The organism is Ottowia caeni (assembly GCF_050821495.1).
In the GTDB taxonomy this organism is placed as follows: Bacteria; Pseudomonadota; Gammaproteobacteria; order Burkholderiales; family Burkholderiaceae_C; genus Ottowia; species Ottowia caeni.
Map to the genome: position 1 here is coordinate 3,090,072 of NZ_CP151080.1, position 23,104 is coordinate 3,113,175.

General features: G+C 51.2%; 22 protein-coding genes. All 22 read right to left on the reverse strand.

Translation table 11 applies throughout. From position 1 onward, the window contains the following. Positions 1–3: 3 nt before the first annotated feature. Positions 4–498, reverse strand: a complete 495-nt coding sequence (locus tag AAAK34_RS14640) for a hypothetical protein (protein WP_431777429.1) — start codon at positions 496–498, stop codon at positions 4–6. Between the two features lie 107 nt (positions 499–605). Beyond that, positions 606–1,793 (reverse strand): DegT/DnrJ/EryC1/StrS family aminotransferase, encoded by a 1,188-nt coding sequence (locus AAAK34_RS14645; protein ID WP_231697465.1) that lies wholly within the window; start codon positions 1,791–1,793, stop codon positions 606–608. A 628-nt stretch (positions 1,794–2,421) separates the two neighbouring features. Next, entirely contained in the window at positions 2,422–2,847 is a 426-nt protein-coding gene (locus tag AAAK34_RS14650) for an endonuclease domain-containing protein (protein WP_431777430.1), read from the reverse strand. 302 nt (positions 2,848–3,149) lie between these two features. Continuing rightward, entirely contained in the window at positions 3,150–3,455 is a 306-nt protein-coding gene (locus AAAK34_RS14655) for a helix-turn-helix domain-containing protein (RefSeq protein WP_231697467.1), read from the reverse strand. 43 nt (positions 3,456–3,498) lie between these two features. After that, the gene (locus AAAK34_RS14660) at positions 3,499–3,831 is read right to left on the reverse strand and encodes an XRE family transcriptional regulator (RefSeq protein ID WP_231697468.1); all 333 of its coding nucleotides are present in this window, start codon (positions 3,829–3,831) and stop codon (positions 3,499–3,501) included. Then, positions 3,828–4,172: a type II toxin-antitoxin system RelE/ParE family toxin gene (locus AAAK34_RS14665; RefSeq protein ID WP_231697469.1), complete on the reverse strand. Its 345-nt coding sequence runs from the start codon at positions 4,170–4,172 to the stop codon at positions 3,828–3,830. The genes AAAK34_RS14660 and AAAK34_RS14665 overlap by 4 nt, the downstream gene beginning before the upstream one ends. Before the next feature lie 1,093 nt (positions 4,173–5,265). Then, a complete protein-coding gene (locus AAAK34_RS14670; RefSeq protein WP_231697470.1) occupies positions 5,266–6,087 on the reverse strand; it encodes an Rpn family recombination-promoting nuclease/putative transposase in 822 nt (273 codons plus the stop codon). Further along, complete coding sequence (locus AAAK34_RS14675; RefSeq protein ID WP_231697471.1) at positions 6,056–6,409, reverse strand: Rpn family recombination-promoting nuclease/putative transposase; 354 nt, start codon at positions 6,407–6,409, stop codon at positions 6,056–6,058. Before AAAK34_RS14675 ends, AAAK34_RS14670 begins: the two co-directional genes overlap by 32 nt. Before the next feature lie 827 nt (positions 6,410–7,236). After that, the gene (locus tag AAAK34_RS14680; RefSeq protein WP_231697472.1) at positions 7,237–7,890 is read right to left on the reverse strand and encodes a NeuD/PglB/VioB family sugar acetyltransferase; all 654 of its coding nucleotides are present in this window, start codon (positions 7,888–7,890) and stop codon (positions 7,237–7,239) included. Positions 7,891–8,110: 220 nt separating this feature from the next. Continuing rightward, positions 8,111–9,091 (reverse strand): Rpn family recombination-promoting nuclease/putative transposase, encoded by a 981-nt coding sequence (locus tag AAAK34_RS14685; protein WP_231697473.1) that lies wholly within the window; start codon positions 9,089–9,091, stop codon positions 8,111–8,113. 526 nt (positions 9,092–9,617) lie between these two features. Next, entirely contained in the window at positions 9,618–10,217 is a 600-nt protein-coding gene (locus tag AAAK34_RS14690; protein WP_231697474.1) for a sugar transferase, read from the reverse strand. Between the two features lie 5 nt (positions 10,218–10,222). Beyond that, complete coding sequence (locus AAAK34_RS14695; RefSeq protein WP_431777431.1) at positions 10,223–10,843, reverse strand: glycosyltransferase; 621 nt, start codon at positions 10,841–10,843, stop codon at positions 10,223–10,225. Further along, positions 10,837–11,451, reverse strand: coding sequence for a glycosyltransferase (locus AAAK34_RS14700; RefSeq protein ID WP_431777432.1), 615 nt, complete (start codon positions 11,449–11,451; stop codon positions 10,837–10,839). Before AAAK34_RS14700 ends, AAAK34_RS14695 begins: the two co-directional genes overlap by 7 nt. Beyond that, positions 11,372–12,766 carry a hypothetical protein gene (locus AAAK34_RS14705; RefSeq protein WP_231697476.1) on the reverse strand — a complete coding sequence of 465 codons (1,395 nt, stop codon included), beginning with the start codon at positions 12,764–12,766 and terminating at the stop codon, positions 11,372–11,374. Before AAAK34_RS14705 ends, AAAK34_RS14700 begins: the two co-directional genes overlap by 80 nt. Before the next feature lie 115 nt (positions 12,767–12,881). Further along, on the reverse strand, positions 12,882–15,647 hold the full coding sequence (locus AAAK34_RS14710; protein ID WP_431777433.1) for a hypothetical protein: 2,766 nt from the start codon (positions 15,645–15,647) through the stop codon (positions 12,882–12,884). 213 nt (positions 15,648–15,860) lie between these two features. Then, the gene (locus AAAK34_RS14715) at positions 15,861–16,457 is read right to left on the reverse strand and encodes an acyltransferase (protein WP_231697478.1); all 597 of its coding nucleotides are present in this window, start codon (positions 16,455–16,457) and stop codon (positions 15,861–15,863) included. After that, a complete protein-coding gene (locus tag AAAK34_RS14720; protein WP_231697479.1) occupies positions 16,432–17,622 on the reverse strand; it encodes a hypothetical protein in 1,191 nt (396 codons plus the stop codon). Before AAAK34_RS14720 ends, AAAK34_RS14715 begins: the two co-directional genes overlap by 26 nt. Before the next feature lie 3 nt (positions 17,623–17,625). Next, a complete protein-coding gene (locus AAAK34_RS14725) occupies positions 17,626–18,879 on the reverse strand; it encodes an O-antigen ligase family protein (protein WP_231697480.1) in 1,254 nt (417 codons plus the stop codon). A 54-nt stretch (positions 18,880–18,933) separates the two neighbouring features. Next, on the reverse strand, positions 18,934–20,007 hold the full coding sequence (wecB, locus tag AAAK34_RS14730; RefSeq protein WP_431777434.1) for a non-hydrolyzing UDP-N-acetylglucosamine 2-epimerase: 1,074 nt from the start codon (positions 20,005–20,007) through the stop codon (positions 18,934–18,936). A gap of 82 nt (positions 20,008–20,089) precedes the next feature. Beyond that, complete coding sequence (locus AAAK34_RS14735) at positions 20,090–20,491, reverse strand: SGNH hydrolase domain-containing protein (RefSeq protein WP_431777435.1); 402 nt, start codon at positions 20,489–20,491, stop codon at positions 20,090–20,092. A gap of 10 nt (positions 20,492–20,501) precedes the next feature. Continuing rightward, on the reverse strand, positions 20,502–21,941 hold the full coding sequence (locus tag AAAK34_RS14740) for an oligosaccharide flippase family protein (protein ID WP_231697482.1): 1,440 nt from the start codon (positions 21,939–21,941) through the stop codon (positions 20,502–20,504). Positions 21,942–21,961: 20 nt separating this feature from the next. Continuing rightward, complete coding sequence (locus AAAK34_RS14745) at positions 21,962–23,104, reverse strand: TDP-N-acetylfucosamine:lipid II N-acetylfucosaminyltransferase (RefSeq protein ID WP_231697483.1); 1,143 nt, start codon at positions 23,102–23,104, stop codon at positions 21,962–21,964.

Below are 23,104 nucleotides of genomic sequence, written 5' to 3' on the forward strand. Positions count from 1 at the left end.
GCCTTACTGGCCGGAAACGCGATTGCTGTCGCCGCGGTTCCAGTCGGCCAGAGCGGCCACACCAAAAACCGCCGGAACGATGAAGCCAGCACCGCCAGAGGCAAAGAAGCCGGCTCGACTACCCGAATCTTGCTGAGGAGGAGCAATGCCGCCGCCCATGGGGGCCTGCGCAACTTTGTAATCAGAGAAAACCGGCTGCACTGCGGCCTGAATTTGCTCGCACTTGTAGCTGGCGTCTACCTGCACAAATTCGCTACCCTTGAGCGCAATGGTGCAACCATTATTCAGCGACAGCGTAGCTGCGCCTTTGCTGGAAACCAGAATGGAAGCGCCGTCTGGCACAGACATGCCGTTAACGGCACGCTTGACAGCCTGCGCGCTAGATACTGTGACAGCACCTTTAACACCCGAAAGAACACCCACGGACTCCTGTTTTTCTTGCGCGACTGCGCCGAAGGCCAGAGTGCTGGCGAGAGCGAAGAATACGAGTTTTTTCATGAGATGCCCTTTATTCGATTCTGATGTTTGCAAACTGGCCCGAACGCACTAGAAGAATTAACCCTAAATGTTTACTTAAACCAATTGCAGGCCTATACGTAATTTGACTATACCACAGCACTTGCCGTTGCTCGTGACATTACTGTTGCAATAGCGGTACATGTCTGATCAATCGCGGCCTCATTCAGCGTGGGGTGCACCAAAAACATCAAGCTGGTGTCACCCAGTTCCCGCGCAACCGGCAACCGCTCCGCTGGCCGCCAAGGCGTGCCTTCAAAGGCTTTTTCAAGATAAATCTCTGAGCACGAGCCCTGAAAGCACGGCACGCCAAGCGCATTGATCTCGGCCACGATGCGATCACGATCCCAGCCCGGTGCCAGCCGTTCTGGCCGAACATAAACGTAGCACTTGTAATGTGCATGCTGCGTGCCAGCCGGCAGATCGGGTACGCGCAGCGCGTCAAACTGCCGGCATGTGGCCCATATGGCTTCGCCATAGCGCGTGCGCACTGCCGTCCAGTCTGGCAGGCGGCCAAGCTGCAGGCGGCCAATGGCGGCCTGAATTTCCAGCATGCGCCAGTTGGTACCAAAGCTCTCGTGCAGCCAGCGAAACCCCGGGGGGTGCTCGCGCTCGTAAACGGCAGCGTAGCTCTTACCGTGGTCTTTATATTCCCACATGGCGCGCCAAAGAGCCTCATCATTGGTGGTAACCATGCCGCCCTCGCCGCCAGTGGTCATGATTTTGTCTTGGCAGAAGCTCCAGGCGCCAACATGGCCAACGCTGCCCACGCTGCGTCCCTTGTAGGTAGCCCCATTGGCCTGGGCGCAGTCTTCTATGATTTTCAGATCATGCTGAGCCGCCAGAGTCATGATCGGATCCATATCGCACGGCCAGCCTGCCAAATGCACCACGATCACGGCACGTGTGCGCGGGGTGAGCACCTTCGCAATGGTGTTAGCCGAAAGGTTGCCGCTGTCGGGGTCTACATCAGCGAACACTGGCGTGGCACCCGCATTAACCACGCATGACACGCTGGCAATAAAGCTGCGGGGTGTAACTACCACCTCATCGCCCGGGCCAATGCCCAGCGCCTTCAGGGCCACATCCAGCGCCAGCGTTCCGTTGGCTACTGCCACCGCGTGCTGCGTGCCCGCCCAGGCGGCAAATTCTTTCTCAAACTCCCGGCATTCTTGCCCCGTCCAGTAATTTACTTTATTTGACAGCAGCACCTTCTGCACAGCTGTGGCTTCTTCTTCAGTAAAACAGGGCCAGGGAGGGAAAGAGGTATTGAGCATAGAAATAGAAGCACCGCCAGTTCTGTGCGGGGGCAAGCAAAATTAGACCTTTGAAACCTCGCGCAATCATGCACGACCCATATGCATCTTATGCGACATTAAACCTCATCTCGCTGGGCGGTCAGAAAGCAATTCAACTATAGTACTAATATTAGATAATAAAAAGTACTTTAGCATTCTTCGGAACCTTCCTCAGTGGCAAGTCAGTTGCGGCGTTCATCGAGAGCGAGAAGACCGAGCTGGAGATCCGCACCCCAGAAAAGCCATTTCCCCAGGGATCACCAAGCTCCAGCTTGGTACTTCTGCTGCCGGCAAAGGGCACTCATTGCAAGCTGGATGCGGCTCACCAATTCCCGTCCGTCGAAGGGGAATTAGGTTCGAATGCCATCTGGCTCCACTGAATAGCACCCCGTCATTCATCGACGACGGCTTACCAATTCCCCTCCGTCGGAGGGGTGCCCGAAGGGCGGGGTGGTCCAACCTCCCCCACCAGCGCTTCGTTAAAAGCAAAGGACATGCAGCGCCTGGTGCTTCCCCAAGAAACCACCCCGTCAGGCTTCGCCCGCCACCCCTCCACCGGAGGGGAACTAGGGATGAACACCATCTAGCTCCACTGCATAGCACCCCGTCATTCATCGACGACGGCTTCCCAATTCCCCTCCGTCGGAGGGGTGCCCGAAGGGCGGGGTGGTTCAGCCTCCCCCACCAGCGTCTCGTTGTGCCCCAATAGCTCCAGCACCCCTTCCATATCCTGAAGAATATCTTTGGCCGAAATGCGGATGACTGTGAGCCCCAGAGCTCTTAGGTAATCGTCTCGTTGTGCATCATGAACATCTTTCCCGTCGTGGGAGGCTCCGTCGGCCTCAATCACAACACCCTTTTCTGCACAGAAAAAATCCACAATGTAGTTGCCGATGATTTTCTGTCGATCGAAGTCCAGCCCTCTGAAGCTTTTCCGCTTGAGTTGATTCCACAGCAAGGCTTCGTGCAGAAGACCGGCTTTGCGTAATTCCCTCGCGCGCTCTTTCAGATTCTGGTTGTAGGGCAAGGACATGTAGCGTTTTGTTTTTCTCACTGAAACCACCCCGTCAGGCTTCGCCTGCCACCCCTCCACCAGAGGGGAATTGGGTTCAAATGCCATCTGGCCCAAGCTACCCCCACCCCGTCAGTCATCGACGGCGGCTCACCAATTCCCCTCTGTGGAGGGGTGCCCGAAGGGCGGGGTGGTGCAGCCTCCCCCACCAGCGCTTCGTTAAAGGGCAAGGCCAAACTGCACCGTAACGGTTGAAGTATTGTCGCCAGTCCGCTTGTGCCCACTTGCGCGTCTCCTCACCTCTATACGGAATGGAGCTTAGATCAGAGGATTGCCTGCAGACCCTTGCTAGCAATTACATTGAGCAATTTGAGGGCCGGTCCGGCAGGGTGTGTATCACCTCGCTCCCACTTGCGCACCGTCGACGCCGTGGTGTGCAGGTGCAATGCGAATACCGGCTGACTGAACTTCAATTTCTGACGCAGCCGTTTGATGTCGGTGGCGCTGAACTCCCGCACTGGAGACGGGCAGATGGCATCTAACTCGCGCATAGTCACCTTATCGATGGCTACAACCTCTTGGAGCGCAGCCAAGTCTCCGCACAGGGATTCAATGAGCTTACGCGTCACAACGGTGTGGTTCCCAGGCAATAAAGAGAATTCAGACCACCGCTTACTCAATCGCCAAACGAACCGGCTTGCCTACTCTGCTTAGCATTCCGACCAGGGAATCGATCGTAAACTTAGACGTCTTCTTATTCACCACATCAGAAACGCGTGGACGAGACACCATCAGAATCTCGGCTGCTTCGGCCTGCTTCAAATGATGCTCTGCGATCCATTCGGCCAATTCTGACATTAGCTGCTCCTTGAGAAGACGAGCATCGTTAATCTCTTGTTTAGATGCCGCCAGCAGTCTAAGAGCCTCTTCCTCAGAAAACCCCAATTCCAAAAACAAATTTGCACCTGGCCTCGTCACATGACGGATTTCAGTATCGATTGTCATTTTTCGGCCTTTCTTAGGTTGACCACGGCACGATAGCGCGCTTCTGCAATGTCCTTGTCTTTCTTGGCTGTCACTTGTGTTTTCTTCTGAAAGCAGTGCAGCACGTACACAGCCTCCTCAAATTTGGCGACGTACATCACCCGAAATATGCCGCTGGAATCCCGGATGCGAATCTCTCGCGCACCTGAACCCACCTCATGAAATGACTTCCAGTCATCGTGCTCCAGACCCGCCTGCACCTTCCTTAACTGAAAACCAGCGTCGCGACGCGGATCTTCCGGAAACCTCAGCAGATCCTCATAGGAAGACCCAACCCACCGTACCTCTTTGTGTTGCTCCATCGATGTTCTTGTATAAAATTTTATACAAGAACATCCAGAACGTAAAACTCGGCGCGAAGGAAAGACCACAGAGCATACGTTCGGAGGGTCAAATGATGCCGGGCACTCTGCTTGAGAATCTCATCGCGTAGATTGGCGCTCATGGGGAAATCGAGTGCAAAACTGAAATTATATACAGTACTTATAAAGACCTCTTTTCCCATGAAAAGCTTCAGCCGCGAAGCGCCTCTCGCGGCTAAAGCCACTCCAAGGTGAGCAAAGGACAACATCGACTGCGGCTTACCAATTCCCCTCCGTCGGAGGGGTGCCCGAAGGGCGGGGTTCGGCCCCCCACCAGCGCCTCGTTAAGGGGGCCAAGGACATGCAGCGCCTGATGCTTCCCAAAGAAACCACCCCGTCAGTCTTCGCCTGCCACCCCTCCACCGTAGGGGAATTATGGATGAACACCATCTGGCTCTACTGCATAGCACCCCGTCAGTCATCGACTGCAGCCCACCAATTCCCCTCCGTCGGAGGGGTGCCCGAAGGGCGGGTTGGTTCATCTCGTTAAAAGTAAAGGACATGCAGCGCTTGGTATTTCACAAAGAAACCACCCCGTCAGGCTTCGCCTGCCACCCCTCCACGTGAGGGGAATTAGGGATGAACACCATCTAGCTCCACTGCATAGCACCCCGTCATTCATCGACGACGGCTTCCCAATTCCCCTCCGTCGGAGGGGTGCCCAAAGGGCGGGGTGGTTCAGCCCCCCACCAGCGTCGTTAAAAGTAAAGGACATGCAGCGCTTGGTATTTCACAAAGAAACCACCCCGTCAGGCTTCGCCTGCCACCCCTCCACGTGAGGGGAATTAGGGATGAACACCATCTAGCTCCACTGCATAGCACCCCGTCATTCGTCGACGACGGCTTCCCAATTCCCCTCTGTCGGAGGGGTGCCCGAAGGGCGGGGTGGTTCAGCACGCCCCTGCCGCCTCACCACCCCCGAATCCTCACCCCCACTCAGGATGGCCTTTGAAGGCACGAGACTGTTCCACCCTAAAAAATAGCCCCGGCAGTCGAACCGCCGTGGCCATTTGGCTACACGTCAGAAGCCAAGTCAGTGAATACGGAACACATCGTCCAGTGTGCGTGCATCCAAGATGGTCTCCGCCCACTGCTCCAGTTCAGCAGAACTTGCCCTGCGCACCCGTTCACTCATGGCCTCACCAAGCGGGCCAAAACGGTGGGTGAGCTGGCGGAGCAATAGGGCCGCCCCACCTTCCTGCTTGCCTTTCTGCTCACCCTTGCGCAGCAGCTCATTGCTCCATTTATCAAAACGCGTGGCGTACATAGCTTCGACTTCCTGAAAATCCTTGATCTCTTCGATCGCTTCGCCCGGACTTAGTTTCGAGAAAACATTGCGCTGGTAAAACACCAGGAACGCTCGGCGCAGACTATCGTACGCGGCACCGGTGCGACTGAAGTATCGCGCCAAACCGCTCGTAGCCTCTTTCGCTGCAGCAGAGTCCGGGGCACTGGTTTCCAGCATGAAGAGATACGCCAACACATTATCAGCCATGCTGGCCAATTCTTGCCGGGGCACTCGGCCCTCATCCAGCACATGGTGCCGAAAGCGCGGAGCAAAGCGTGCCAGGCTCTTTGGGGCCGCAATCAAATCGGCCACCTCCAAAGAAGCCCACCACTTGGCCTCGCCGTTGTAGATCACTATCGGAAACACCGGCGGCAACTTCTGACGTTTGACTTGGCCGCTCTTGATCAGATCCTGGTACAGCAGGCGGATGTAGGTTAGAACGTGTTTACGATCTCTGCGCGAGGGCTGTTGTGTTCGAAAGGCTGCGGCTGCAAGGCGAAAAACGCAGGGATACCTCGTGGTATCGCGAGGATTTTCAACGCCGCAGACGCGGTTTTTCGGGCGCAACGGACCCGCGAGGAGATCGTGAACACGTTCTTGAGAGTCGCACGGCCATCCAGCGGTCTACCTTGCTCTGAAATTCGATCAGCAGGTACAAGTACAACCACTCTTGTCGGCCCTCTGGCAAATTGAGCTTGACGCGCCAGACCACATCTTCGCTGCGTTGCTGCAGATCTTCGCTAACGTACTGCCCGTTGGTCTTCTCCAGCGTGCTCAGGTCCACATGCGCTACCCAGTCTTCATGAATAAAGCCGCGCAGCAAGGCCTCTATGGTTTGCGGATGACTGAAAATCTGCTTGTAAATGCCATCGTGCGGCGTGGCACTCATGGAGGGAGTTAGGTGTAAAACTGCAATTATCTACAGTACTTATAAAGGTTTATTTTTGAAAAAATCTTTAGCCGCGAAGCGCCTCCCGCGGCTAACGCCACTCCAAGGTGAGCAAAGGCCAGTATCGACGGCGGCTTACCAATTCCCCTCCGTCGGAGGGGTGCCCGAAGGGCGGGGTGGTTCAACCTCCCCACCAGCGCCTCGTCAAAGCCAATGAACATGCAGCGTGTGGTGCTCCCCAAGAAACCACCCCGTCAGGCTTCGCCTGCCACCCCTCCACCGGAGGGGAACTAGAGACGAACACCATCTGGCTCCACTGCATAGCACCCCGTCAGTCTTCGACTGCAGCTAACCAATTCCCCTCTGTGGAGGGGTGCCCGAAGGGCGGGGTGGTTCTGCTACCGGCGCCTATACAAATCCCCCGGCGAGGCATCCCGGCGGTCGTCTGCTAAGTCGAACAGGCAATGCATGTAAGGCTCCACTTCAGCCCATTTCGCCCCGGCACCGGAATACTGGGCAAGGTGCCGAGTCGCATCGACCGCAACGGGCCAGCGATCAGCCACATTGATTCTTACCATAGCCTCTCGGCGATCCTGCTCATCGTGCAATCCACCGTCTTGAGCGGCGTAAGTGTGGAACTCGATGATTCTGCGCGGCTGTGCATGCTCTGTGTTTTTGCAGCTACCTTCGGGTGCAGTCAGCTCGCGAGACGCATGGGAACCGGCGAATGAATCTTGAACCGTATGCAAGACAGAACCAAAGGCCACCTGGTGCAAGTATTTGCCAAGCTGCCCCTGGCGGCCAAGAATGTACAGACCTTTAGACCGTCACCCCATCACCCTTGCCGGATTCCCCACCACCGTAACCCCGGCAGGCACACTTTTGGTCACCACCGCACCCATGCCCACAACTGCGCCACGACCAATAATGAGCGGCTTGCCGGGTTGGCCTTGCTTGATAACTGCACCAGCACCAATATAGGCATGATCTTCAATCACGATATTGCCGTTGCAGTGGACACCGGGCGCAAAAGTAACAAAGTCGCCAATCACACAATCGTGCTCTACGTAGCTGTACAGGTTGGCATGAAAATGCCGGCCGATTCGGATGTTGCTGGTTAGCGTAACAAAGGGGCTGAGGATGGAGCCCTCACCTAACGAGACTTCGTCCATTCGCACCACGTTGACAGCGGCCACCGTCCAAGATCGCACACCGTCTTGCTCACAACGCTGGGCCAGCTTCTCTCGCACGACGCTGTTGGCAATGGCCAGCACGGCGTAACGTTTCGCAGCCGGCTCGGCCAGGAACTGGGCATAGGTCAACAACCGCTGGCCGTTAACTTTCTCTGGGCCAGGAGCATCGTCCACAAAGACCAAACGCTCTGGCGATACGCCAGCCTGTGCGAGTTGCTGACGCGCCAACGGCATCACTCCACGCCCGCAGCCACTGCCGCCATACACCGCGTACAAATCTTGCTGCATCAAAATTGCCTCTTCCTCTTACAAAAAAGCTCAACGCCCTTTGGTAGGCGCTGAGCATTCGTTTTAATAGCTATCGGATTACGTCAACTCGGGCATCTCGCCGGAACCCGGCACCCCGCTTCGCCTTCGTGCTGCACATTTGACTGAACGTTGGCGGAACGGGAAAACTCAGTTCCGTCGCCGGTGGCACCGAGGCGGCCTTTCTTGGATAAACGACGCCTCAGTGCGAGCAGAACACATCGTCCAACGTGCGAGCATCCAGAATGTTGCCCAACCACTGCTCAAGTTCAGCGGAGCTGGCAGTGCGAACCCGCTCACTCATCACTTCGCCCAATGGGCCGAAGCGGCGGGTAAGCAGGCAAAACAGAGCCTCGGCTTTGCCTTCCTGCTTGCCTTTCTGCTCACCCTTGCGCAGCAGCTCATTGCTCCATTTATCAAAACGTGTGGCATACATAGCTTCGACTTCCTGAAAATCCTTGATCTCTTCGATCGTCTCACCCGGGCTGAGTTTCGAAAACACATTGCGCTGGTAAAACACCAGAAACGCTCGGCGCAGACTATCGTACGCGGCACCGGTGCGACTGAAGTACCGCGCCAAACCGCTCGTAGCCTCTTTCGCTGCAGCAGAGTCCGGCGCACTGGTTTCCAGCATGAAGAGATACGCCAACACATTATCAGCCATGCTGGCCAATTCTTGCCGGGGCACTCGGCCCTCATCCAGCACATGGTGCCGAAAGCGCGGAGCAAAGCGTGCCAGGCTCTTTGGTGCTGCAATCAAATCAGCCACCTCCAACGAAGCCCACCACTTTGCTTCGCCGTTGTAGATCACTATCGGAAAAACCGGCGGCAACTTCTGACGTTTGACTTGGCCACTCTTGATGAGATCCTGGTACAGCAAGCTCACGTAGCTCAAGAGCCGCACGGCCATCCAGCGGTCTACCTTGCTCTGAAATTCGATGAGCAGGTACAGGTACAACCACTCCTGCCGGCCCTCAGGTAAATTGAGCTTGACGCGCCAGACTACATCTTCGCTGCGTTGCTGCAGATCTTCGCTGACGTACTGCCCGTTGGTCTTCTCCAGCGTGCTCAGATCCACATGATCCACCCAGTCTTCATGGATGAAGCCGCGCAGCAAGGCCTCTATCGTTTGCGGATGACTGAAAATCTGCTTGTAAATGCCATCGTGCGGCGTGGCGCTCATGGGGGAATCGGGTGCAAAACTGAAATTATATCCAGTACTTATAAAGGTTTATTTTTGAAAAAAGCTTTAGCCGCGAAGCGCCTCCCGCGGCTAACGCCACTCCAAGGTGAGCAAAGGCCAGTATCGACGGCGGCTTACCAATTCCCCTCCGTCGGAGGGGTGCCCGAAGGGCGGGGTGGTTCAACCTCCCCCACCAGCGCCTCGTCAAAGCCAATGAACATGCAGCGTGTGGTGCTCCCCAAGAAACCACCCCGTCAGGCTTCGCCTGCCACCCCTCCACCGGAGGGGAACTAGAGACGAACACCATCTGGCTCCACTGCATAGCACCCCGTCAGTCATCGACGGCGGCTCACCAATTCCCCTCTGTGGAGGGGTGCCCGCAGGGCGGGGTGGTTCAGCTACCTGCGCCGATACACCCCCCGGCGAGGCATCCCCTTTCCCGTCATCCTCGCGAAGGGGATCCAGCAAAGAATTGTGTTCTGACCCCAATTTAGAGGGATGCGGTTGACTGGATTGGCGAGAGCCCTTAGGTTCGGGTGCCGCTGCCTGTGAACTTGCCCATGGTGGCCTCCCCTGCCCCGCTGATGCCTTCGCGCACCAACACTTTGCGGACCGTGAGCCACAGAATCTTGATGTCTAACCAGAGCGAGCGGTTGTCTACGTACCAGACGTCTAGCTTGAACTTGTCTTCCCAACTCAGCGCGTTACGACCATTCACCTGAGCCCAGCCTGTGATGCCTGGGCGCACCTCATGACGGCGGGCTTGTTCGGGGGTGTATAGGGGCAAGTATTCCATCAGCAACGGGCGGGGGCCTACCAGGCTCATGTCTCCCTTGAGGACATTCCACAACTCTGGCAGCTCGTCCAGACTGGTGGAGCGCAAAAATCGGCCGAAGGGGGTGAGGCGCACTGCATCAGGCAGCAGCTCGCCATCAGGGCCACGCTCATCGGTCATGGTCCGGAATTTGATCATCTCGAAGGGGCGGCCATGCATCCCGGGGCGCTTTTGGCGGAAGAAGGCGGGGCTACCTAGCTTTTGGCGGACCATCAGGATCAGGATCAGCAACGGTAGCGCCAGGATGATCAGGCCCAGCAGGGCAGAGCACAAGTCAAGGAGGCGTTTCATTTTCCTTATGCTTCCAAGCCGGAGGAACGCGTTGAGATACCCATCTCTCGCAGCATCACGCTGTTAACTTTATGCACGTCGTATTTATCCTCCGCCAGCTGGCGCGAGCGCGCACCCATACGAGCCGCCAAGCCCGGATCCTCCACGAACCGCGACATGGCTTGCACGAGTGCATCGACTGATTTAACGGGTACAAGGTAACCATTGTCTCCATCTAGCACAGTCTCGCGACATCCTGGTGTGTCTGTGGTAATTATTGCCCTCCCCATGGCCATAGCCTCCAAGACCGTGCGTGGTGTGCCTTCGCGATAACTGGGCAGCACATACACACTGGACGCTGCAATAGCTGGACGTACATCCGAGAGTTGACCCAAAAACTCCAGTGTGCCATCTGCAACCCAGGAATCCAACTCAGACTGCGATATGGAATCTGGGTTGTCATCAATGAAGCCGACCAGCACAAAGCGAGACGCCGGATGATGTGCCCGCACCAACTTCGCGGCCTGCGCATACTCCCGGACACCTTTAGCCCCCAGTAGGCGGGCGATCAACAAGAACTGGATCCGCGCTTCGGGCAGTGGAACAACGCTGAACGCAGACACATCCACGCCGGATCCGTTTACCACACAAGTGTTAGCACTTGGTGCCAACAACCCGCGCCGCCGAAATAGCGACTCGTCATCTGGGTTCTGAAAAAAACCTTTTCCACACGTGAAAGTGCCAAGGCATATAGACGCTGCACCAGCGCACGCAGACCACCACGAGCCTGCCCTTCCTGAAAGGCATACCCCAGTCCGGTGATCAAAGCAAACCTCTGCGGCACGCCTGCAAACCAAGCAGCCAATGAACCGTATATAACGGGCTTGATCGTGTAACCCATTACTATTTCAGGACGAACACCCCGCATCAGTCTCCAAAGAGACCAAAAGCTAAGCAAATCCATAAATGGGTTCTGTCCTGTCCGATGGAGTTGAAGGTCGTGTACAGTCAACCCGCAGGCCTCCAACTTACCGCGAACTTCACTGCCAAGTGGCAGGCCCGGGGCACACACATGCACCTGTAGACCACCGGCCTGCAGGGCAACGATTAGGGGACCACGGAAAGTCAAAATCGAATCAGGGTAACTAGCGATTAGGAGAAAAATTTGCTTCATTTCACTTCGGATGCCTCGAAGATCGATTGACAACAGATCGAAACTTTCCATTCGACGACAATGGAATATCATCGACGACATCAATCCTTAAACTCACGGACGAGCCAACACGTGCTCTGAAATTTTCTTCAAGCTTCTCAAGCGTAGATTGATTAAATTCGAAATCCGGAACGATAATGATTGTAAAAACATCAGCGTCTTCTTGAATTATCTGACTACGCTTAATGCCCACAACGCCCTTATATACTGGGTCTAAACGGCCAATAGCACCTCTTTCAGTTGAATATAGCAGATCGTCTACTCGACCCTCAACATTGGCAATCGTAGGAAAACGACTTCCGCAAGTACAGCGGTCCGCACCTTCGGAATCTAGACGTACAGAATCACCGATTCTATAGCGTATTAACGGCAGCTTAAGGTTTCTGAAACTTGTGACAACGAGTTCTTTAACATTTGACCCAGATTCCAGATCAAGAAATTCAAAGTATCCAGTATCAGTATTTAAGTGCATTCGACCAGATCGACACTCAGTAATAAAGGGAGCCCCTTCTGAAGAAGCGTACTGGTTATACAACCTGCAGCCAAAGACACGCTCGATTACCACACGATCTTCATCAAACAGAGTCTCTGCTGTTGCGGCCGCAGCCAACGGTGTAAACGTTAACCGCTCCCCACTGGATTCTATATAGCGAGCTAAAATAGCTAGCGCTGAGGGGTAACCATCAATCAGATGGGGGCGATATTTATTCAACCTCGCTACATACAACGACAAATTATCATCCGTCATGTGATAAGTAGAAAAAAATAAACGACGCTCAAACCAATCATTCACCCAGAATATATCAGGATTGCGGGCATTCCCAAGCAGAACTCGTCCTGAAAATCTCGCATTCCTGAAAGAATCTGGCAAGCCCATATCGTCGTAAAATCGGCGCCAATAAGCAAATGCCTTTTGATAGCCGCTCACCTCGTACGGCACTTTCATCGGACTTCCACTGGTCCCGCTCGTATGCGAAACACCAGCGATGTCGATAGGGGAGTCTGTCAGAAGATCAATATTACTCTTAAGAAAGTCTTTCTCCATTAAATCAAGGGAAAGTAAAGCGGCTACTGGGTCTTTTTCAATCTGATATAAATCTACTCCCTTCCTATCCATCATTGATTTATAATAGTAGTTAGTACTTCTTACTGAATTCAAAAACTGCGCCAATAGATCAGCTTGCGCTTTTTTCAAATCACTCGCACCCATTACTGCGCGACTTCGCAACGCCGCAAGTTCGGCTTGGTAGATCGGCCCATACTTAGAACCGGAATGCAACCATGAGTAGACCCCAAGCAACCCGCCCTTGATCCATAAAGGGGAATTATTAAATATCCTCTCTTTTATTCCTGACATCTATCTTCAATCTTAAAAATTATCTTAAGTAAACATACTTAACGATGAATCCCAATGCAGCCCAATTAACCACTTTAAAAAAGGTTAAATAGGTCGAATTTTTGTCAATCATCAATTAGTGCTGATTTTCAATAGCATTTAGTGTTTCGCTACTCTCCACCAATTGCCCCAGAATCTTGGCGCCCTTCTGCAAGCCGGAACTGTCACCGCCTATCACGGCAACCGTTCTTTCTTTCAACACGACATGGTACTGCCCCGGAGCGGGGTTTACATCACCTGCAAATTCTTGTCCTAGAACATCCTGGACCTGACCGCGCGTACCGAATACAAGCTTTACTTGGCCTTCTGTATTGGAACTTAGCTGGGGTAGATTGCGAGCGACCAATGTTCTGTTAAAGGATTCGATAGCGTCGCTATCCCCCAGAACGCTGACTGTGGAGTCGCGAGCGTCCTTGAGTGTGAGTCCAGCATAGGATAAATCAGTTAGTGTAGGAACGTTCTCGTCCAGCCATGCCAGCGACGTCAACAGTTCTCGCTTAAGCATCTGCAGTCGCCCGTATGTGGATATCGGACTTTGAAATCTATATATGTGATAAGAAGTATCCACAAGCTCGACAAAGGCGCTTGGGTCGGGCGCCACCCAGCGGCTCATCGTCTGCTCAATTCGCGCAGCATGTGTGGCCAACTTCGGGTTCTTCTTCGCCGCATTGAGCAGGAATTGAGCACGCTTCCAGTAGCGTGCGTCTTCGATACCATCCCGCGCACCCTCCCAACCTTCGGTATCAATGGGCCCCTCAGGCGTTTTCCATACTGCACCGCCGTTAGGATACCAACGCAGATAGCCGTGAATGAAAAGACCGTCCAGACCGTGATATGCGCTGAAGGCACCCCGCGTACGATTGAAAACGTATGGCGCACGGTGCCAGTCTGCAACATAGGTGAACTGCTGATCCGCCTTGCCTATAGGGGAGTTGTCAGCACTTACAATCGCCTTCGCTTGTGGCATGACAGCGGCGTTCCATATCCAGCGATCAATAGCAGGATCCAGCCTTGAAATGTGCTCCCTAGTTTGACCAGTTTCACCTGTTGCTGTGAACTCTATTCGGATTCCGAACTCATGCAGTAGCTGTGCACGCCGTAATACATCAGATATCTTATTGGGAGCAATTTCATCCGCAATAAAGGATACGATTTGTGTAATACCTTTTCCACGAAGATAACGAACTATTTCCCCAAGTATCCAACGCTTAACAGCCAAATGCCTCGGAGATAGCGCCGACAACTCCTTATCACCAGTGATTGCACGCGAATAATTTAGCCAGGCACTATCGTGATTCTTAAAGGCAAAATGAAAATATGGCATCCCTGCCAAAAGAGGTATTTCCACAAAAGGATCAAAATAGCTCAGATCCAATTCAGGAAAAGAATCTTCTTTAATCAATCCAGACTCGATGGCCTGTTCTAGACTAATTATCGAATTTTTTAGCTTCGCATTTTTTAAAGAAACCGAACCACCAAACCTCCCAGCCCACGAGCTATCGATGTTCAGTGCTATATAGTGCTCGGATAGATTCTGGATATGCCGCCTAAACGCCTCCATGTCGCCAGGCGACTCAGGGAAATCATAGGACTTACCATTCTCTCCATTCATGAGGCTGCTCCACATGAAAGTGGCCTCGCCTTGAAAATATTCCCTACCCGGAAGTTCGACCGGCCAAACCTGCACCAGCAGGTCTACTGGTTTAATTTCAACTTGGCTAAAGCGTATCTGTCCCCGATATAACCCTGGCTTTGTTCCGAAAGTGTTTAAAGTCAACCAGAGTGTGTTTGACTGGTTAGCCTTAAATGGCACGTCAAAATTTGCAGCGGCGGGTGCATCGCGTCGGGAAAGTTCAAGCAGCCAGTATGGACCGACGGTTAAATGCGAAGCGGCTACGCCTTGCAGCCGCAAACGGACTGATTCGGCAGAAATTTTATGTTTTCCGTCAACGGAGGTAAGGTCGCTTACAGTAACGGTAAATCTATCATCAGCCTCAACACTAGAAATATTAAATGGCACAGACTCCCATTCATTTAGGCCTAAATCAATCTGAATGAGTGACACTCCTTCATCTTTCTCAGGATAAGGCGGCTCAGCAAATGATGCACCGCGTGCATGGGTAAAATCTCGCCACCATACAATGGGTTTATTGCTGCCTAGCCGTCTCAAGCCTGCAGCAATGCGCTCACTTCGCTTCTGCACCTTACCCTGGAAGATAATTTTCTCGAGAAAATTCTCAGCCGGTTTTCCCACAGCTAACTTTGCGCTGGCTAATTTCTCAGTATTTAAGACGCGGAAATACTCAAAACCTACAAACCAGAGTTCACCTCGCCCGTAGCGATTACGAAACACAATGGGTGCACCGTCTCGGGTGACCACTGCCTCTGCAGTAGTCAGACTTGTGGGTGATGAACCAGAAGTCAATCCAAAAACCGATCCTGCGCTCTCTGAATCTGGCAGGAATGTTTGGGAAAGGTCCCCTACTAAAGCAAAATTTTTTGCGCTTTTTGGTACGGTACGATAGCCTATAGCACCGATCCAATCCCGATCGCCTCCTTGTAAGTTACGTAACGACTCCAGAGCTGTAGAGGTGATAATCAGCCTCCCGCCATTTCTTACGTAATCCCGAATCCAACCAATCTCCTCTGAATTAATCTTAGCAAAACCGTGTGTTACGATAACAAGAGAGTATTTTCCCCAGGTTTCAGCTGAAACAAAATCGCCACCATTCTCGAAGGTAACTTCCTTCGGCTCCAGAATGTTCTTAATTATTACCTGCCTCTCATGCCGACTATAACCATTACCTATTAAGAGCACTGGTTTAGCGCCATCTTGCGCCATGGCAGGCAAGTTAGCACCAAAAACAATAAAGCAAATGAGAAAAAAATATTAAACATTTATTCAGAATATTAGTACAGCATCTAGCTATCCAATCATATAATAAACGAATCAACAGAGAAAAAATTATTTGCGCAAACTGAAAAAATAAAATCGTTTGAGGCGAAAAAATTGAAACCTAAATGTAGACTTCCATATCCTATAAAAGCTAAACTTTCAAGCAATAACATAAGGTGCCGGTCGTACAATACTTCCTGCAGGTATGTCGCCAGATAAAATAACACCCGCACCAATGATACTGCCGTCGCCTATGCGGGTACCGGGCAGAACTATGACATTAAGGCCAAGCCAAACATCGTCACCAATAATTATCGGGCGTCCTTCATCAACTGTCCGGAGTCTAGATGAAGGTTGATCCATAGACAGTCGATGCGCATTGGAATCCAGCACTTGTACGCCTGATGCAAATAGGCAACGTTTACCGATACGGATGTATTTAACCGCGTGTAAGCAAGCACCGTTTAGCCTACTCTCATCCCCTACCTCAATCACTGCCCCCGGAGCATCGGCAAGGAGTTTGACAGGGGAATGCATAAAACCGTGATAACGCAGCGATTTGGACTGAAGAACCACATGGTTACCCAGGACAATTCTAGCCTTTTTATTCACATGAACCAAAGGGTAGCCACGGATACGTACTGATGATTGGCATTGCACACCATCCAAAATCAAGCGCCAACGGAGCAGCATGAGAAAAATTTCTTTCAGATATCGCATAAATTCCACCTCAAGTCCTGTTTGAATCCAAGTCACTCCTCAAACTTAATAAATGAAGTATTTTCTTCGACTGCGTATCGGCATCAGGCTGCGTGACAGGTCGTGTCGGAACTCCTACTTGCTTTGACAACCAATCGGCGAGCTTTCGTGCATTCATTTGCGTGGAGTTTTCACTATCTAAAACGTAAATATGTTCCGGCGCCGAACGCTGGAGGAACAGGCAACCGTCTGCATCTAAAGGCCCATAATAAAAAATAGGCCTTCCAACACCGATGAGGTCGAACACCTTCAACGGAATTCCGCATCTATGCCCTTCCGCGCTTCCGATCAATACTATATTTATGTCACTTACTGCTGATAGAGATAGAGCCTCATTCTTATCGACTTCGCCTCGGGTAACGATGCGGAAGGAGCCAGTTTGAAATTCATTCACAACCGAAGATATGTTTTCGCGTCCCACAAAGATCAGTTCTATACCAACCCAATTCTTATCAAGTTGTTCAACCGCAGCGCCTAATGCCGATAGCATTGATTTGTATGGACGTTCACCTCCATAAATGGCGCCCACATAGGATATTTTGATCCAACCACGATCCTTTGGAGGATGCGCTTGTGCAGCTTCAACTGCGTCTTTAGAAACTCCATTGTAAATAACCTTCGGCTTAAGGAACGTCGCTCTCTTCTCGACCATTAATGCTAACGAGTCAGTAACAACACTGCAACTGTATGCGTAGCGAAGCGTAACCCAAGTCAAAAATGGCATTGGCTTACCATTTATTCCCCTTATAGCGTCGCGCAAATCGACATGAAGCCTGCTCCCGCTAAACAAGGCAGCAATTCCCGCAATATATAAGTTAGTCACTCCAGGGCTAGTTGCCCATATGTCTGGCCGCTTGCCGTTGCGTATCCAATCACGTAGCAGATTAACCCAGAGACCCGGCAGGATAGAAACACCCCAGGGCAAAGCCTTATCAACCTCCATAAAAGGATGGAGTATGGTAATCAGAATATGATGCCAACGCCCTTTATTCGCGGAGTCTTCTTTCGGTGATGCAACCTGGGATTTTTCGAATTCTTTAACTTGACGAGTGTAAAGCCGAAAGGGATGACCAATTGACTCAAGGTAGCGGACAAGATGTCCCGGACGGTGCGCGGCTGGGACGTTGTCCGGCGGAAAACTATAGGATACGATATGTAGCATTATTCACCGCATCCGAGTCGAAACTCTTCTATTGTATTCAATTAATTTCGCGCCGTGAGCCACGAGAGTGACAACAAAAAAGAGAATCCAAAATTCTCGCTTCCGGAGGTGGTAGGTGTAGGCCCACGCAAGCACAAGACCCATGAGCATAGGTAGGTAGTACCTTAAATACCTTCCTAAATAGCTATCACCGGCATATCTAACGCTTTGAATGATATGAACGGCCATGAAAAATAGATACGCCAACGCCCCAAGTAAACCACTATTACCTAAGATAGCCATATAAGTACTGTGTATTTCATACTTCTGAGTAATAATACCTGCCACATTTCCTAAACCAACCCCAATTATGGGGTTAATTTGAAACGCCGCCTTTGTTGCTTCGATATTCTCAGCAAGAAAGCCTTCACTAAAATCTTCCATTGTATTATCATTAAATTTTTTCTCAAAGCGCCACGCCATTCCTTCTATATTTTCGAGTCCCCATTGGAATAAAAAATATACCAACGGAACCATTACTAAAATAACAAATGCTGAAATTGAACCCAATTTTTTATCGCGCTTGCTTGAGGAGAGCATCATGCTCAGCGCTAGAAAAATTAAACCAGCAATCAATCCAACCGTAGCAGCCCTCTTTGAGGTAAAAATTAGCGCGAATAAAATGGCTAGGGTGGCCAGAATATTTTGCCACTTTGGCTTAATGATCCCCGATAAAATACCCGGAATAATAATAGCGAGATACATTCCAAAGAATGCTCCGGCTTGCCCTGTATTTCTAAAAGTACCAGTCAATCCATTCCCCGATCCAGGAAACAAAGAAGGCCATATGAAAAAATCGATGAGACCAAGTACTGAAAGAATACAACCCGACCAGAGAACCGAGTTCAGCACCCACTTCACAGCGTCTTCAGGAGGCATTCGACTATATAAATTAAAGAGTGCAATCGCTACTACAAATATAAAAACGTGAATCAACAACTCCAATGCACCAAGCATTGGATAACGAGCAGCGAGAACCCCCAATGCAAAAATCATTAAGAGAGGTAAGTATGCACGGTATGGTGCGGGCAGTTTCATGGCCATCTGCTTATCATGAAGCGAAGAATATATCCAAAGTAATATAATGCCAACGCCTATTAGATCGGCCAATGCAAGTCGCCCTTCGGCTCCCTGCCCAGCCTCTCCGGCAACCCAAGTAACCCCTGCTACCAGAAAGAATAAGAAACCGAAATACTTTGTCAAACGTGTTATTTTCATTTCGCTCTACATATTCTGAACTGATTTTTATAATTTTTAGTGATCGTATCTTATTTAAAGGCTCAAAGATTTAATCTTCTCAACGATACGCTCTGATGCTTTTCCCCCGCCATAGACACTCATGTCGTCGGCAATCTGCCGATCGATATTTTCCTTCACTTCATTAATAATGATCTTTGTATCTGTGCCAACAAGCACATTGACTCCCATTTCCACCAATTCGCTCCATTCAGTTTGCTCCCGCATGGTTACGCAGGGCTTTCCAAAGAAATAAGCTTCCTTTTGGAGTCCTCCACTATCGGTCAACACCAGTCCACATTCCTGGAGCAGCCCGATCATTTCAAGATAGCCCACAGGATCAATAATTTTCACATTAAGCTCAATGCCCGCCTTTTGGATAAGGTTTCGAGTGCGAGGATGTAATGGTAGTATTACTTGAGCGATTTCCTGATGGATCTTGTTTATTGCATTCGCAATATTAAGAATATTTTCCGGATTATCTGTGTTTTCGGCGCGATGTACAGTCGCAAGCACGAAACCTTGGCCAACATTGCCGATTTCGGGCATCTTGGAACGATTTGCAAAATGAATGGCCGCATCTTGCATAACATCTCCTACCTGCGCAATGCTTACCGGTTTCTTTGTGAATCCTTCGCTGTGCAGATTTTTTACGGCCGTCTCAGTTGGACAAAACAGGATTTTGCTGATATTGTCCGTGAGTATCCGGTTAATCTCCTCGGGCATTGCCATGTTGAAACTTCGCAAGCCAGCCTCAACGTGCGCCACTGGGATGTGTATCTTAGCCGCGGCCAGCGCGCCAGCCAAGGTGGAATTGGTATCGCCATAAACCAATACCACGTCAGGCTTCTCCTCAAGCAGAACCTTCTCAACCTCAGCCAACATTCGTCCTGTCATGGCGCCGTGGGTTCCGCCGTGAATATTCAGGAAATAGTCGGGCTTGGACATGCCCAGTTCTGCGAAGAAAACGTCAGACATGTTGGCGTCGAAGTGCTGGCCAGTGTGAACCACTACTTCCGTGAGGCCCGGGGTCTGGGCGATGGCGTGCGAAACTACGCTGGCCTTGATGAATTGGGGGCGAGCGCCTAAGACGGTGACGATTTTTTTCATAATTTATTCGGGTTTTGGGAAAGCTCTGGCAATTTCCCCGATGAAGGGTTTGCAGCCAACCTGCGGTGTCGCTCGCAGTGACTCACGATGGCCTCACTTCCACCACGCGCTTGAACAACGGCACAAGATTCCGGTTGCCAGCCTCGCTCAGGTGGTTGTCATCGTAGTAGCGCGGCACCGCAATGTTCGCAGCAGTGCAAGCACCGTTCTTACACAAGTGAGGCAGTGGATCGCGCACCTGTGCACTGCAATCTTGCGAGGCTTTCTCTTGCCTGGTTAAGACCAATGCATGGCGCTGGTGGTAAACGGATACGGGCATGCCCATGTCCAGTGGGCGACCTAATTGGGCAGCGCGTGCTAGGGTGCCGGGCACATCAACGGGCATGTCGGGAATAGGACGCAACTGGTACTCGGAGAGGGCGGCGGCGGACCGACGGGTAGTGGCGAGCGAGCCTATCCGTTTTTGACCTAATCTTAAGAACACTTCGCGCACCTCATATCGCCCTTCCTGCCTTCTGAGTTCTTCGCTCCCAGGCGACTCGGCCTGTAGTCAGCATCTCCTTCAACTCTGCTCGGAAGCTCCAGGCAATCAGAGGTGTCAACGCGAGCCAGACGATTGAATAGTGAATAGGTGCTGAAGGTCCGAGCGCAACAGTAAACACGGCTAATGCGACAGCACCTGTCGTGAACACATACAAACGCACGCGAGGAAACGGGCGCCACACGTATGCGGAAGCTTCGGTTCTGGCAACGAAGAACACAAGGTATGCAACGGCATTAGAGATCACTGCGCCAGTCGCTCCGTACAACGGTACTAGCCACCAACATAGCAACACGTTAGCGCAAAGTGCCAGTAGCGTTACCCATACGGTCAACATGGTTCGGCGGGAGATGCCAATTCCTACACACGTTACTTCAGACAGGGTGTAGAGCAAAGGCTGAGCGATCGCACAAAGGACTAGGTATTTGACCGCTGAGTACTGTGGCGGCAGAAAATACTCAGCCATCCACGAGAACAAGCCGCATGCCAGAAAAATCGCGCAAACCGCTCCAAGTACATGGCGCCCGACCTTGTCAATACGCCCTGGATCAACACCCTCGGCGACCCATTTATAAACTATTGGAGCCCAAACGACCGTGAATATAGACTGAAAAATAGCTGCTACCCCGGCTATACTAACTGTAACTGCGTAAACACCTAGCTCAGAAAAAGTGGAAAGGGATCTCAATGCAACCGAGCTTGTAGCAGAGAGGCCCCAATAAGCTAGACCCGAGAATATTAGAGGAGCACCAAAACGCAGCAAATAATAAATCCGCTCTCTTTCAATATTTGATTTGAGTGCCGCGCGGAGTAGACTCCGTGTATTCCAAATATACACAACTGCTACAGATATTAATGATGCAAGGAAAGCCCAAACAAGGGTTGAAAAATTGCGAGGCAGATCAATCCACACAATCACTCCGATCAGCACTAATAGCAAAGCTTTAGGAATGATTTGACTCAATGAAAACGCTAACCCCCTCTCCTGCATGCGGAGTATCAAGGACAAAAAACGCGAGGAAAAACTAACCATTACACTCGCAAGTGTTAACCAAAAAAGAGTGGGATTTGCCATACCGAAAAGCCACAGTGCGACCTCGGTCTTGAAACCGATTATCAGTATAGAACTGATAACCAACAGCACAAATCCAGGCGCGAAGCAAGCTTTCAGCAGACTTGCTCGATCTTTAGATTCATGGTATTCACGAACATAGGCTTGATCAAGGCCAAGCACAAGGAACAATAGACAAAATGACTGAGTCACCTGAAGAATGTTCAGGCGTCCCAAGTCGTCAGCACTAAACGCCCAGGCAACAACTGGAACGGTGATTAGGCCAAATGCTGCACCGGCTATAGGGCCGAGTGCAAAGCCAATAATTTTGTTCAGAGTCATCAGAACCCAACTGAGCACGGTTATTTAGAGCATCGACGCTCACGTACCTTGGTAATCAGGCGGCCTACATTGGCCCGCACTTTATCCTCTCCCCAGAAGCTTTCCAGCACAGTTCGATTCAAGGCCAAGCTAGAATCGGGCAAACCACCCACCGGCAACGGACGTGCTATTAAATCATCCGTAGTGTACACGATTGCTTTTTTGTCCTTCAAGAACTCATAAACAGGATTCGAGGGATCTAGAAAAACATGAGCACCATTAAAAATGGCTGATCCGATATTACCCAAAGCCTGCTGACGGAGATGATTCATAATTACTACATTGCAGCTCGCCAAAATTTTTGAGTATTCTTGCAACGGCAAAAAATCAACAAGCGGCTGAAAAGCTTCACCGAAAATAGCACGACCATAAGCAATCACCCGCTCTCTATATCTGGAATCGCCATAACTAAGAGGGACAACTACTTTTCTACCACTTAGATCATGCCTAGAGAGTAAATCGAATACTTCCAAGTGATTATTTGATGCAGATGCTGAATTTCCAACCAATATGTTGCACCCCTCTCCCATTTTTGTCCCCGTCGAAAATGTCTCCGATACATTTCCATAATTCAATTGAACGTATTCTCCAGAGAAATTCAGATACCTGCGCTTGAAAACATGAAAATCGGAAGGAATTGGGGCTGAAAAATAATCAGTTTTCCCCGCTGCATTCTCAATTGCAGAGTCTGCTATTTTCCTAATAGTTTTTTTTACGCGAGTTGAACCAATCTCGTTGGCACGCTGCTCCTTTACTAGCGAACGTGTCGCCAACTTCAGCAGGCCGGCATTGGGATCATCTCTGTTTCCATAATAATCAAACCCCCATCCACTCCATACTTTTAAAGCGGCTCGCGGAGCAAAGTTAAAAGCAATAGCAGCATAAATATTCATGCCGTGGGAGACAACCATATCAGCCGAACGCACATAAAATGGAATAGAAGCCAATCCCATTTTTCCACGTACCGAGATGCTGGCGGCATCACCATAAGCCGGATAGCGAAAATCTCCGGCTGGTGAGGCACCCGTAACTAGATACAAATTGGCACCAGGTGCCAGCTCTTCAAATGCCCTTGACAAAAATTGAATAAACTGAGAATCAGGACCAATGTGAACTATCTTCAA